The sequence below is a fragment of the Halopseudomonas yangmingensis genome (genome assembly GCF_900114825.1).
GTDB classification, from domain to species: Bacteria; Pseudomonadota; Gammaproteobacteria; order Pseudomonadales; family Pseudomonadaceae; genus Halopseudomonas; species Halopseudomonas yangmingensis.
On record NZ_FOUI01000012.1, the window covers coordinates 1 to 12,042 of the forward strand.

General features: G+C 57.7%; 11 protein-coding genes and 1 pseudogene. 5 read left to right on the forward strand and 7 right to left on the reverse strand.

The features are described 5' to 3' along the window. Nucleotides 1-750: 750 nt before the first annotated feature. Entirely contained in the window at nucleotides 751-1,065 is a 315-nt protein-coding gene (locus BMZ23_RS10860) for a GNAT family N-acetyltransferase (RefSeq protein WP_245748188.1), read from the reverse strand. A 184-nt stretch (nucleotides 1,066-1,249) separates the two neighbouring features. Beyond that, nucleotides 1,250-2,635: a GntP family permease gene (locus BMZ23_RS10865; protein WP_093476803.1), complete on the reverse strand. Its 1,386-nt coding sequence runs from the start codon at nucleotides 2,633-2,635 to the stop codon at nucleotides 1,250-1,252. 208 nt (nucleotides 2,636-2,843) lie between these two features. Between BMZ23_RS10865 and BMZ23_RS10870 the strand changes: the two genes are divergently transcribed. After that, the gene (locus BMZ23_RS10870) at nucleotides 2,844-3,098 is read left to right on the forward strand and encodes an Lpp/OprI family alanine-zipper lipoprotein (RefSeq protein ID WP_093476806.1); all 255 of its coding nucleotides are present in this window, start codon (nucleotides 2,844-2,846) and stop codon (nucleotides 3,096-3,098) included. Nucleotides 3,099-3,117: 19 nt separating this feature from the next. On the opposite strand, the gene BMZ23_RS10875 is transcribed toward BMZ23_RS10870, so the two are convergent. After that, nucleotides 3,118-4,050, reverse strand: coding sequence for a L,D-transpeptidase family protein (locus tag BMZ23_RS10875; RefSeq protein ID WP_093476810.1), 933 nt, complete (start codon nucleotides 4,048-4,050; stop codon nucleotides 3,118-3,120). Then, complete coding sequence (locus tag BMZ23_RS10880) at nucleotides 4,050-4,688, reverse strand: arylesterase (RefSeq protein WP_093476814.1); 639 nt, start codon at nucleotides 4,686-4,688, stop codon at nucleotides 4,050-4,052. The genes BMZ23_RS10875 and BMZ23_RS10880 overlap by 1 nt, the downstream gene beginning before the upstream one ends. A gap of 26 nt (nucleotides 4,689-4,714) precedes the next feature. Here BMZ23_RS10880 and BMZ23_RS10885 point away from each other — a divergent pair, with 26 nt between their 5' ends. The 3 genes and pseudogenes from BMZ23_RS10885 to BMZ23_RS10895 form a co-directional block, all read left to right on the forward strand. After that, a complete protein-coding gene (locus BMZ23_RS10885) occupies nucleotides 4,715-5,392 on the forward strand; it encodes an ABC transporter ATP-binding protein (RefSeq protein WP_093476817.1) in 678 nt (225 codons plus the stop codon). Further along, complete coding sequence (locus BMZ23_RS10890; protein ID WP_093476821.1) at nucleotides 5,392-7,896, forward strand: ABC transporter permease; 2,505 nt, start codon at nucleotides 5,392-5,394, stop codon at nucleotides 7,894-7,896. Before BMZ23_RS10885 ends, BMZ23_RS10890 begins: the two co-directional genes overlap by 1 nt. Continuing rightward, nucleotides 7,893-8,066: pseudogene (locus tag BMZ23_RS10895) on the forward strand (transcription elongation factor GreB); the annotation flags it as partial. The gene BMZ23_RS10890 and the pseudogene BMZ23_RS10895, both read left to right, overlap by 4 nt. Nucleotides 8,067-8,239: 173 nt before the next feature. On the opposite strand, the gene BMZ23_RS10900 reads toward BMZ23_RS10895, so the two are convergent. Next, on the reverse strand, nucleotides 8,240-9,490 hold the full coding sequence (locus BMZ23_RS10900; protein ID WP_093476825.1) for a hypothetical protein: 1,251 nt from the start codon (nucleotides 9,488-9,490) through the stop codon (nucleotides 8,240-8,242). A gap of 261 nt (nucleotides 9,491-9,751) precedes the next feature. Between BMZ23_RS10900 and BMZ23_RS10905 the strand changes: the two genes are divergently transcribed. Beyond that, entirely contained in the window at nucleotides 9,752-10,018 is a 267-nt protein-coding gene (locus BMZ23_RS10905) for a hypothetical protein (protein ID WP_093476829.1), read from the forward strand. A gap of 54 nt (nucleotides 10,019-10,072) precedes the next feature. Here the strand turns inward: BMZ23_RS10905 and BMZ23_RS10910 are convergent, their stop codons facing one another. Together BMZ23_RS10910 and BMZ23_RS10915 are read right to left on the reverse strand one after the other, a co-directional pair. After that, the gene (locus BMZ23_RS10910; protein ID WP_093476834.1) at nucleotides 10,073-11,455 is read right to left on the reverse strand and encodes a DEAD/DEAH box helicase; all 1,383 of its coding nucleotides are present in this window, start codon (nucleotides 11,453-11,455) and stop codon (nucleotides 10,073-10,075) included. Then, nucleotides 11,452-12,039, reverse strand: coding sequence for a hypothetical protein (locus BMZ23_RS10915; protein ID WP_093476838.1), 588 nt, complete (start codon nucleotides 12,037-12,039; stop codon nucleotides 11,452-11,454). Before BMZ23_RS10915 ends, BMZ23_RS10910 begins: the two co-directional genes overlap by 4 nt. Between the last annotated feature and the right edge of the window lie 3 nt (nucleotides 12,040-12,042).

The window sequence follows — 12,042 nt, forward strand, 5'->3', positions numbered from 1 at the left end:
GGGGAGATTGTGCGGCCACTGGGACCGCCGACTTTAGTCGGCCAGCACTGCAACGCAGTGCGCTGGGGTGTGGTGCCGGGAAGCAATACCGGGATGGTCGTCTGAAAACCAGCAGCCCTTCGGACTGCATTGCCGACTGAAGTCGGCGGTCCCAAAGATCCAAACCGGCAGCCCTTTGGGCTGCATTGCCGACTGAAGTCGGCGGTCCCAGAAAAGCACACCCTTGACCGAGCGTTGGGCGGGCAGATTGTACGGCCACTGGGACCGCCGACTTTAGTCGGCCAGCACGGCGTAGCCGTGCGCTGGGGTATGGTGCCGGAAAGCAATACCGGAATGGTCGCCTGAAAACCAGCAGCCCTTTGGGCTGCATTGCCGACTGAAGTCGGCGGTCCCAAAGACCCAACCCGGCAGCCCTTTGGGCTGCGTTGCCGACTGAAGTCGGCGATCCCAGAAAAGCACACCCTTGACCGAGCGTTGGGCGGGCAGATTGTACGGACCACTGGGACCGCCGACTTTAGTCGGCCAGCACTGCAACGCAGTGCGCTGGGGTGTGGTGCCGGGAAGCAATACCGGGATGGTCGCCTGAAACCCGGCAGCCCTTTGGGCTGCGTTGCCGACTGAAGTCGGCGGTCCCAAAGACCCAACCCAGCAGCCCTTCGGACTGCATTGCCGACTGAAGTCGGCGGTCCCAAAGATCCAAACCGGCAGCCCTTTGGGCTGCGTTGCCGACTGACGTCGGCAATCACAGCATCAGCGGATTGTCTGGAGGTTGTTTGAAGTCTGTGCGGATGATCTGCTGCGACCAGCGCGGCGCTGCATAAAGCGCTCGATGTAAGAGCAGGAAGGAATCACCTTGTAACCCTGTCCATGGGCCCAGGCCAAAGCCTGATCGGCCAGCAGCGCCGCGATCCCCTTGCCACGCAAGGCAACCGGCACAAAGGTCCGATAAAAGTCCAGCGTCCGACTGCCAAGATCCATGTAATCAAGAGTGGCACGACTGCCCTCAAGCTCAACATAGAAGTTCCTGTTGTTCGGATCGTGACTTACCTGTGGTTCCGTGCTCACCAGCAAGCCTCCTGCAGATTACCGATTCTGGTCCAAGGGACTATTTCCGACAGCAACCCAAGACCAAAGTTGCATTGCAATCATCAGGAAAAATCCGGCAGGGAAAAACCTTCAGATAAATCAAATGGCTTCAAATCATGCAGACAGACAAGCAAAAACCTGTCTGCATGACATCAGAGCAGCCTCAGCTGATTCCCAGAACCATCAGCAAAGCAATCGCGGCGAGACAGGCAATTACCGGAATGGCCACCGTCACCGCAAACATGTCCTTGTAAGCTTCCTTGTGGGTAATACCCATGATCATAAAGGTAGCGATCACCGCGCCGCAGTGCGGCAGCGAATCCAGGCCACCGGAAGCGATAGCCGCAATACGGTGCAGTATTTCCGGCGATACGCCCATTTCCAGGTAATGCGGCGCCAGCGTCTGCATGAATATCTGCAGACCACCCGAGGAAGAACCGACAATCGCCGACACCACACTGGCGGAGGTGAACACCGATAGCAGCGGCGGCAGATCCAGCCCCAGCACCCAGGTAGCGAAATGGCCGAAACCGGCGGTCTGGGTTACCACACCACCAAAACCGATCACCGCAGCGGTGTTGATCAGCGGCATGATCGAGTCTTCAGCACCCTGACCAAACACCTGCCCGAGCTTGCGGCGCATCGACGGAAAGATCACCGCACAGGTCAGCGCACCCAGCACCAATGCAATGCTCGGCCAGACAATCGGCTGGGTCTGGCTGAATCGCAACAACTCGGCAAACAGGTTTTCACTGGTGGAGACATCGAAGATAGCCACCAACAGGCGCGGCAGCATGATGGTACCCAGCACCACGGCCATCGGGATGATCGCCATCTGCCACGGCGGCGCATCCGCCTGGTCGCCAATCAACTGCTCCATGCGGCGGTCCTGGGCATTCTCGACAAAACCCTCGCCGGTCACACGGGCCTTTCTCCAGCCATGCTCCACATACCACATGCCCAGACCGGCCATGATCAGTGCGGCAAAGATACCGATCCAGCCACCGGCAAACAGGTCAGTGCCCAGGGAGCTGGCGGAAATCACGTTATGGATTGAAGGGGTGCCCGGCAACGCCGTCATGGTAAAGGTACCAGCCCCTACCGAAGTGGCCGCCGCCCACAGGCGCTTGGGCAGATTGGCCTCGCGCATCAGCGTGATACCCAGCGGATACATGGTGAACACCACCACAAACACCACCACGCCGCCGTAGGTCAGCAGCGCACAGACAATCATGCCGACCAGCAAGGTGCGTTTGACGCCAAGACTGCGGGTAATCGCCAGGGCAATACTCTTGGCCGCCTGACTGGTAGCCATCGCCTTACCGAAAATCGCCCCGCAGAGAAACAACAGGAAGAACTTGCCGGCAAAGGTAAAGGCACCCAGCGGCCCGAAGGGATAGAACTCCAGTAGCGTCTTCGGCAGCAGCAAACCGTTGGTCAAGGCTACTACCAGCGCACACAGCAATGAGGCGATTAAAATATTGACGCCGCGTAGCGCCATAAAGATCAACAGCGCCAGACCGGCCAGCAGGCCAAGATTTCCCAGCATGGAGTGCATCCCTAGTTGTGATTGTGATTATCTGGAACTACACCTTACGCAAGATTCGCATCATTTCAAGACAGAACAGGTAAATTCACTCAGCTGAATGGTTGCAACACCCGGCAATTTATGACGCCTGTCAGTTTTCATTCCTGAAGCAACTGCTAATATAGGTTCGCCAGACCTCTGGCAAGGACTTTCAACCAAGGGGATTTATATGAAAACTGCACTCAAGCTCTCCGCCGTTGCACTGGCATCTCTGCTGGCTGTAGGTTGCAGCAACACCCAACTGCAGGAAACCAACACCCGACTGACTGCCAACGAGCGCGCCACCGCCGCTGCTCAAGCCCGTGCTGACGAGGCCTGGAACAAGGCCAACGAAGCGCTGGCTGCTGCCCAGCGTGCCCAACAGACCGCTGACGAAGCCAACGAGCGCGCCCTGCGCATGCTCGAAAAGGCCAGCCGCAAGTAAGTGGTCCCTGGTGCGGCTGTCACTCCGGCAGCCGCACACCTATCTGGCGCGGTACGCCATCCTCGGCGTGCACCACATCACGAATGCGCGTCCAGTCCAGCCTGAAACCTGTCACCTTCGCCGACTGCTCCTGAAGCAACTGCTGGATCGCCGCCTGACGGTCAATGGTGGACGGCAGACCATGCTCATCCAGCGGCGCATGGGCTTCCAGATACAGCACATCTCCCTCAACGCCCAGCTTGAACGGCTGATTGACGATAGTTACCGTGGTGCCCAGCGGAATCTGCGGAAACAGCTCGCCAATATCCGGGTTACGCATCCGAAAGCAGCCGTGACTGACGCGCATGCCGATGCCGAACTTCTTGTTGGTGCCATGGATTACATAGGCACCCAGTGCCAGATTCATCTTGTAAGGCCCCATCGGATTGTCCGGCCCCGGCGGCACCACCGTGGGCAGAAAATTGCCCTGCGCGGCATGCTCCTGACGGATCGACTGCGGCGGATACCAGGACGGATTAGCCTCCTTGCGCGCTACCCGGGTCTGACCTATCGGTGATGACCAGCCCTCGCGGCCAATCCCCACCGGATAGGTAATCACCCGCTGCCCGTCTGCCGGAAAGAAATACAGGCGATACTCCGGCAGGTTGATGACAATGCCACTGCGTGGCGCATCCGGCAGTACATGCCGCCCCGGCAACAGCACCTCGACCCCCTCACCGGGCAGCCAGGGATCGACCCCGGGATTGGCCGCAAGCATTTCCAGGTAACCAAAACCGTGGCGCTCACCCAGATCATCCAGGGTATCCTCAAAACGCGCCTCGACCGTGCGCAGCGCACCGACCAGATGCTGCCCTGCACTCGCCAGCGGGTATTCGGCTGCCTGTGTACTGACGACAGAAAAAGCCAGCAAGATCAAGCTGTTGCGCAAGATAGATCGAACCATTGGCATCATCAGTCTCCAGCGGAGCCAAGCCAGTCGGCCAGCAACGGCCAGGCATTTTCCAGCAACTGCGACTGGGCCTCGGCACGCGGGTGTATGCCATCATCCTGCATCAATGCCGGGTCACCGGCCACCCCTTCAAGGAAGAACGGCATCAGCGGCACCCGGTACTGCGCGGCCAGATCAACGAACACCTGCTCGAACCCCTGGGTGTAACGCGGACCATAGTTGGGCGGGATACGCATGCCCAGCAGCAGCACATCGGCGCCCGCCGCCTGCCCCAGCTCGATCATCTGCGAAAGATTCTGTTGCATAGTCGCCAGCGGGGTGCCGCGCAGTCCGTCATTGCCACCCAATTCGATCATAAGGAGGTCCGGCTGATGTGCCTCGAGCAGCGCCGGAAGCCGTGCCAGACCGCCACTTGAGGTCTCGCCACTGACCGACGCATTGACCACCGCCGCGGCCATTTCACGCTCGGCAAGGCGCTGTTGCAGCAGGCTGACCCAGCCCTGCTCGAGTTCCACGCCCCATCCGGCGCTGATACTATCGCCAACTATCAGCAGAGTCCGTGCCGAAGCCGACAGGCTCGACAGAGCCAGCAGGCAGAGCAGCAAGGCCGCACCCAAAGGGTGTGCAATTCGCACTTTCATCCAGTCACACCTCACGGGAAGTCACCATGTCCGAGCCGGTCATCATCGCCCGCCACCTTAGCAAAGTCGTCCGCAGCCCGGAAGCCGAGCTGCGCATCCTGGACGACGTCAGCCTGCAGGTCGAGCGCGGCGCCAGCCTGGCGATCATCGGCAGTTCCGGCTCAGGCAAATCGACCCTGCTCGGCCTGCTGGCCGGACTGGATCAACCGAGCAGCGGTGAAGTGATTCTGGCCGGCCAGCCGCTTGGCACACTGGACGAGGACCAGCGCGCCCTGCTGCGTTCGAAACATGTCGGCTTCGTGTTTCAGTCGTTCCAGTTGCTCGGCAGCCTGGATGCCCTGGAAAACGTCATGCTGCCACTGGAGCTGCACGGCCGCCGCGATGCCCGCCAGCAGGCCCGCGAGCTGCTCGAACGGGTCGGTCTTGGTGCCCGCGCCAGCCACTACCCGCGCCAGCTCTCCGGCGGTGAGCAGCAGCGCGTGGCAATTGCCCGGGCCTTTGCCAGCGAACCGGACATCCTGTTTGCCGACGAACCCACCGGCAACCTGGATGCTGCCACCGGCCAACGCATCAGTGATCTGCTGTTCAGCCTGAACCGCGAACAGGGCACTACCCTGGTACTGGTCACCCACGAGCAGCGACTCGCCGAGCGCTGCAGCGCCAGCCTGCACCTCGAGGGTGGCCGCCTGCAGGAGCAGCGCTGATGGGCGCACGCAATCTGGGCCTGCTGGCGCTGCGCCTGCTGTGGCGCGAATGGCGCGCCGGGGAACTGCGCATTCTGCTGGCCGCACTGCTGATCGCGGTACTGGTCAGCAGCAGCATCAGCCTGTTCAGTGACCGCCTGCAGCGCGGCATGCTGCAGCAGGCCGCCGAGTTCGTTGGTGCCGACATGCTGATCTCCGGGCGCGCACCCTTGCCGGAAGAATGGCGCCGCCAGGCCGCGCAGATGCAGCTGGAGAGCACCCTGGTGGTGGAATTCGCCAGCATGCTGGCAAGTGACACTGACATGCTGCTGGCCAGTGTACGGGCGGTCGATCAGGGCTATCCGCTGCGCGGCGAAGTGCGCCTGAGCCAGCAGTTACTCGGCGATGAGCAAACTGCCGAGGGCATTCCCGAGCCCGGCAGCCTGTGGGCCGAGGCGCGCCTGCTGCAACGGCTTGACAGCCTGCCCGGCGAACGACTGGAACTGGGTCTGCTGCAGCCGCAGGTAAGCGCCGTTCTGACCCATGAACCGGACCGCGCCGGCGACTTCTACAGCCTCAATCCACGGGTATTGATGAACCTGGCCGACCTGGAGGCCAGCGGCCTGATCCAGCCCGGCAGCCGGGTGCGCTACCGCCTGCTGCTGGCCGGGGCCGAGGCTGACCTGCTGCGCTACCGGCAATGGCTGGAGCCACAGCTGCAGGCCGGCCAGCGGATTACCGCAGTACAGGACGACAACCGTCAGATCGGCGGCGCACTGGAACGCGCCACGCGCTTTCTCGGGCTGGCGAGCATTGCCGCCGTGGTGCTGGCCGGTGTTGCCGTAGCCCTGTCGGCGCAGCGCTTTGCCAGCCGCCACTTCGACAGCAGCGCGCTGCTGCGCTGCTTCGGCCTGCAACGCCATCAGGTACTCTGGCTGTTCCTGCTGCAACTGCTGGCCGTCGGACTGATCGCCACCCTGCTCGGATTGCTGCTCGGGCTGCTCACCCAGACTGTACTGGTTGCCTTGCTGGCCGACCTGCTACCACGCCAACTGCCGGCACCAGCCTTCTCGGCACTGGGCATGGGCGCCGCCACCGGCCTGATCACCCTGTTCGGCTTTGCCCTGCCGCCACTGCTGCAACTGGGCCGGGTAGCCCCGCTGCGGGTGCTGCGCCGCGACATGCTGCCATTGCCGGCCAGTGGCTGGCTGATCCATGGCCTGGCGCTCGGCAGTCTGGCGCTACTGTTGTGGCAGTTCACCGGGGATGCCGGCATTACCCTGGCCGTCTTGCTGGGCGGCGTCAGCAGCAGCCTGCTGCTGGGCCTGCTGGCCTGGTTGCTGCTGCGCAGCATCGGCCAGCGCCTGCGGCATGCCAGTCTGGCCTGGCGTCTGGGTGCCGGACAGCTGTTGCGCGACCCCGCAGGCGCCGCCGGACAGATTCTGGCCTTCGGGCTGATCCTGATGGCCATGACGCTGATCCTGATGCTGCGCACCGAGCTGCTCGACAACTGGCAGGCACAACTGCCGGAGGACACCCCCAATCACTTCGCCCTGAATATCCAGCCGGCCGAGGCCGAGTCCTTCAGCCAGCGTCTGGGCGAGCTGGGCGCCAGCCTGGCGCCGCTGTACCCGATTACCCCGGCCCGTCTGGAACTGATCAACGACGAGCCGGCCCTGCAGCGCGCCGAACCCGGCAGCCAGCCGGAACGGGCAATCAACCGCGACCTCAGCGTCACCTGGAGCGCCGAGCTGCCGGCCGATAATCGCCTGCTGGCAGGCAACTGGTGGAGTGCGGCCGAAACCCGGCCCAAGGTCTCGGTCGAGGCCCGACTGGCGGAGAATCTGGGTATTGCCCTGGGTGACCGCCTGAGCTTCCAGATTGCCGGTCAACGTCTGGATGCCGAAGTCAGCAGTCTGCGCGAAGTGAACTGGGACAACTTCACCCCGAATTTTTTCATGATCTTCTCGCCGGGCAGTCTGGATAACTACCCGCAGAGCATGCTCACCAGCTTCCGCCTCGATCCGCAGGATCAACAGGCCCTTCTTGAGCTGCGCCGGGCCTTTCCGGCGGTGACCCTGCTGGAGGTGGAAGCCATACTGCAGCAGGTTCGCGACATACTGGCGCAGGTCACCATCGCAGTGGAGCTCGTTCTGCTGTTCGTGCTGCTGGCCGGTTTCAGTGTGCTGTTTGCTGCCCTGCAGAGCAGTCTCGACCAGCGCCTGCACGAGGGTGCGCTGCTGCGCACCCTGGGCGCCGGGCGGCAGCTGCTGCGGCGCAGCCACCGGCGTGAATTCGGCCTGCTCGGCGCCCTCGCCGGGTTGCTGGCGATAGCCGGTGCGGAACTGGCCAGCTGGATTCTCTACCGCCAGGTGCTGGATATGCCTTGGCAACCACACTGGCTGCTGTGGCTGTTGCTGCCGCTGGCCGGGGCCCTGCTGATCGCCCTGGCCGGCAGTCTGGGCACCCGGGCGGTGGTGCAACGCAGCCCGCTGCATATCCTGCGCCAGGGAGACAACCAATGAGCCGCTACCGCCCGCCGCGCGAAGCCGGCACCCCGCTGATCACCCCGCAGGGCGCCCGGCGGCTGCGCGAGGAGCTGCATGAACTCTGGCAGGTGCGCCGCCCGCAGGTGACTCAGGCAGTCAGCGAGGCCGCCGCCCTCGGCGATCGCTCCGAGAATGCAGAGGCCGTCAAAGAACCTCATCTGCAATACTATAATCTACAACCCCATGATTTAAAATGATTTTATTTTAGTACAATAATATTCTTAAGCTACTATTTTTCCGCACCCAAACAAAGACGATCCATCTACTACTCCGCAACCAGCTGCAATCAAACTTTTTCAGCTGCGCAACGGCGTATCCGTCATTCGTCATGGAACAGTTCCCTCTGGGCATCCTCCGACAAAGGCACCACATCAAGCCACTGAGCAAGAACGTCACTAACCGACAACTTGTTCCAGTTTAAGTGATGCATTAAGTAGAAGCCTGAAAATACATTCTCGAATGGAGATATGTGAAACTGAATCGGAATGGAAAGAGCTTTATCCAAAATCAAATTTTTCTCCTCAACGAACGCGATATAGCTAGACAATTTCTTTGCAAAGATTTTATCAGCAATATATGGAACGTAATTTCCTTTATGGATCTCAACAATCGCGCCATTAGCTATATACCTGAAAGTATAAAATAGATTTACTGGTGGATATTTTGTCGCCACATGCTCCACAATTGTAGCTAAAACTTTTGATTGCCGAACAGGCAACCTTAAATCCTTAGCGAGATATGCTATCAACCTATAAAGCTTATCAACTTGAATACCCTTGATAACATCATGCACCACCATAACTTCTTTCGATGAAACCTCTATACTTTTAAGTTTTCTCTCGACTACTGAGCCAATGCTCTCCACCTGCCCGCCACCTAAATTCATCGGACGCAAATAGACGCCTGGACGGAGAGTATTATATCTAGGCATAACACCAGATCTACTATTCAGACTTTTTGGAAAAAAATCTTGGTTATGCAGAATATGATCCGCCTTCCTCACATCCTCGGAAACCTCAGAAATATTCACAAGCGCCTTCTTTTTTATAAGAGACATCAAAATATCCTGATCTACTCCAGCTAAACCCGTAATTTCTAAATCATCAACAGAGTTGGCGACAATCTCACATTCCTTTTTTCCATAAGAAATTGTTAAAAAAGCTAGAGTTTCAATAAAACCCAGATCATCCAGATAATGGCGCGCCTCAAAAACACTTGACTTATAATCTGCCAATATTTTTTTTGAAGCCTCAAACTCCTCTATAAGCCTTCTATTACGACAGTCATCACAAATAACACCCTCAACACTTAATATCCTACCTTTCAGCTGCATACGGTTGTTGACGGGTGATTTACAACCACATACCTCACAAAAGAAAAATCGGTTATGCACAAACAGAAAAGTATTTTTTATCAAAAAACTAATCGACCTAGCACCCATTGGCTGATACTTCTTATTAACTTCCTCGACAGTATAAAAGTATCCTGTCTTCTTTTCAGGTGCCATTTCCCAGTAATCATTTATCGCTGAGACCTCTATCTCTTTTACATCTACCGGATAGCAAATCATGAAAACCCCACATAAAGCTACAAATGTAAAATTTGTGAACTATCTCTCAAAAATGAAACTTTAAGCTCACAACACCAGGCTGCACCATAATGAATTTAACTTTAAACTCACTAAAAAATTTGCGCAAATACGGCATAACCAAGTGGCAATAAAATCTGATCATGCACTTGAAGAGCCTGCATACCTCTGCTCAGTAGGCGTACTTACTGTTTCTGCAACATCCGCTTTTAGAGCCAAATTCCATCACTAAGGGGATTTGACATGAAGCAGCGACTCACAGATGAGCTAATCATTCGCTTCCTGTGTGATGCCGAAGCGGGCATGCCTGATCAAAACACCTCAGGGCTAGGAAAGCGTCTTGGTGGGGATGGCATCACGATCCTTCCGCTGCGAATTGCTGCACGGCGCAGTACCATCAGGAAAATGGAAGATGGCACGGAGAAGCAGATACTACCTCGCGCCTGCTTTCCGTTCCTGAACGGCACCTGGTCGGGCCGCTTTGGCGTGGAGGATGTCATGCTTGGCTAAGTACAAACTAGGCGCGCAGGCCTTGGCCCTGATTTTGCAGAGCTCACCTAATCTTCAGAAACACGCCAAAAGCATTTCGCGGTAATTCCGTGAAAAACTTAGCTGATAAGCCTGCCTCTTGACCTCAGCCGCCAACGCGCTCCCAGTATTGAGCCCTGTAAACTCCGAGTCATGCTGGTCATAGCTGCCAGAAGAGCTTCCAGGATCACTTGCAGCACCCATCTGCACAGCAACCCCCTCTGAGAGATGAGCGCGGCTTAAAACTGCCAGATCTTCAGGCAAATCCTCTGCGATTCGTTCTGCATAAACCTGAAGGGTTGGTTCCGCCAACATGAATAGCCATGCCTGGTCGTCGGACTCACCTGAACGCCGCAGCACTCGCCCCAGCACTTGCCGGTAATGCAGTTCGGTTCGGATACGACTGAGATAGCAGCACACTTGCAGGCGGGGAATGTCAGTGCCTTCGCTGATCATGCTTACAGCAACAATCCATCGTTGGTCACTTCGTCTGAACTGATTGATTCGCTGCTGGGCATCTGGCGTTTTATTGGTAACGACACAGCAAGTCTCACCTCTGGCTTCCAGGGCACCTGCCACCTGATGCGCATGCTCGATATCCGTGCAAACGACCAACCCACCAGCATTTGGCTCTGTCTGGCGAAGTTCATCAAGCTTTGCGCACCCCAAGTCGAGCAATTTATCTACCACTTCATCATGTCGCAGCAGCTCTTGGTAAGTGACCGGTGACTCATCCAGCAGCTTGGCAATGCTGGGGAAGCTCTTTACAGAACTGCCTGATTCCGCGTCTTCAGTGAGCATCACTTTCTGGTTGTCGATTAGGGTAATACGTGGCGTGCGGCACACACCGTCGGCGATAGCTTCGCGCAAGCCATAGCGATAATCACAGATCAGTTGCTCCTCCGGGGATGAGTAACGGGCCAAGGCAATAGCACGCTCATCGGATCGCCATGGGGTGCCAGACAGCGCGAGCGTATAGGCAGCCCTGTCCTGAACATGCTGAATAATCTGCTGGCCCCAGGAATTGCTCAGAAGCGGGTCATGGCCGGCGCAGTGATGAATTTCATCGAATACAGTGAAGACACGGTATTCATCCAGCAAACGCCAAAACTCATCATCCTGATAGTCCATCGCCTGGTATGTGAGAGCAGTGCCCACAGCACCGATTTGACCATCCAGACGCTTACCAAGCACTTGTGAAAAGGTTGTACGAAAACCTTCAACGACCTGACAGGAAGGTGCAAAGCAAAACACCAGATCAATCTTGCCTTGCTCAAACAGCACACGCGCCAACTCGGCCGCCATTCGCGTCTTTCCAGCGCCAGGCGTGGCTTGGCAAAAAAAGTGCGGTGAAGTGTCGAATCGAAGCAGCGCTTTATCAATGCAACAGCGCTGCCATTTGCGCAATGAAGATGTCACCGAGAAGCATCAAGCGCATTGAGCGTATTTTCTACTGCTCGGAGATGCCCGAGCAGCCTGGAGCTCCGATCCCGCGCCTCCAAGTAGTCAGGCTCAACCTTTTCGCGTAACTGCGGCATTTCAGCAAGCAGCAGCTTGTACCGCTCTGCCTCACCCATCGCAGCCAGAAAATCGAGACGAGTTTCATTCAGCAGAGCCTGCAAGTGCTTCTTCATGTCGGGCTGCATGGGTGATGACACACCAACATCCCCAACCGGAGCTGTCACCTGAGGTTCGGCATCCACTTTGATGCTGCTCTCAAAGATGCCATCAACCAGTTTCAGCCTCAAATGCTTTGGGCATGTCTGAAGATGATAGACCTGATCCCTCTTGCGAAGATCTTTGTCCGGGACAACCCAGCCGACACGCAACATACGGCGGATCTGGTCATACACGTACCGCCGTACATCTGCGAGCTTGAAACGGGTTCCTTGCAGTTGCGCGGCATAGGCATCCCGAAGATCACAAGTGGTGAATTGCGCATACCCTCCATCCTGAAGCAGCTCGTACAGCCGTCTATCGAGGATAAATGGAGAGGACTTCATGCG

Bases quoted from the DNA above. Each gene is read 5' to 3' on its own strand.
- BMZ23_RS10865 (WP_093476803.1), bottom strand. From the start codon at position 2,635: ATGCTGGGAAATCTTGGCCTGCTGGCCGGTCTGGCGCTGTTGATCTTT.
- BMZ23_RS10870 (WP_093476806.1), top strand. From the start codon at position 2,844: ATGAAAACTGCACTCAAGCTCTCCGCCGTTGCACTGGCATCTCTGCTG.
- BMZ23_RS10875 (WP_093476810.1), bottom strand. From the start codon at position 4,050: ATGATGCCAATGGTTCGATCTATCTTGCGCAACAGCTTGATCTTGCTG.
- BMZ23_RS10880 (WP_093476814.1), bottom strand. From the start codon at position 4,688: ATGAAAGTGCGAATTGCACACCCTTTGGGTGCGGCCTTGCTGCTCTGC.
- BMZ23_RS10885 (WP_093476817.1), top strand. From the start codon at position 4,715: ATGTCCGAGCCGGTCATCATCGCCCGCCACCTTAGCAAAGTCGTCCGC.
- BMZ23_RS10890 (WP_093476821.1), top strand. From the start codon at position 5,392: ATGGGCGCACGCAATCTGGGCCTGCTGGCGCTGCGCCTGCTGTGGCGC.
- BMZ23_RS10900 (WP_093476825.1), bottom strand. From the start codon at position 9,490: ATGATTTGCTATCCGGTAGATGTAAAAGAGATAGAGGTCTCAGCGATA.
- BMZ23_RS10905 (WP_093476829.1), top strand. From the start codon at position 9,752: ATGAAGCAGCGACTCACAGATGAGCTAATCATTCGCTTCCTGTGTGAT.
- BMZ23_RS10915 (WP_093476838.1), bottom strand. From the start codon at position 12,039: ATGAAGTCCTCTCCATTTATCCTCGATAGACGGCTGTACGAGCTGCTT.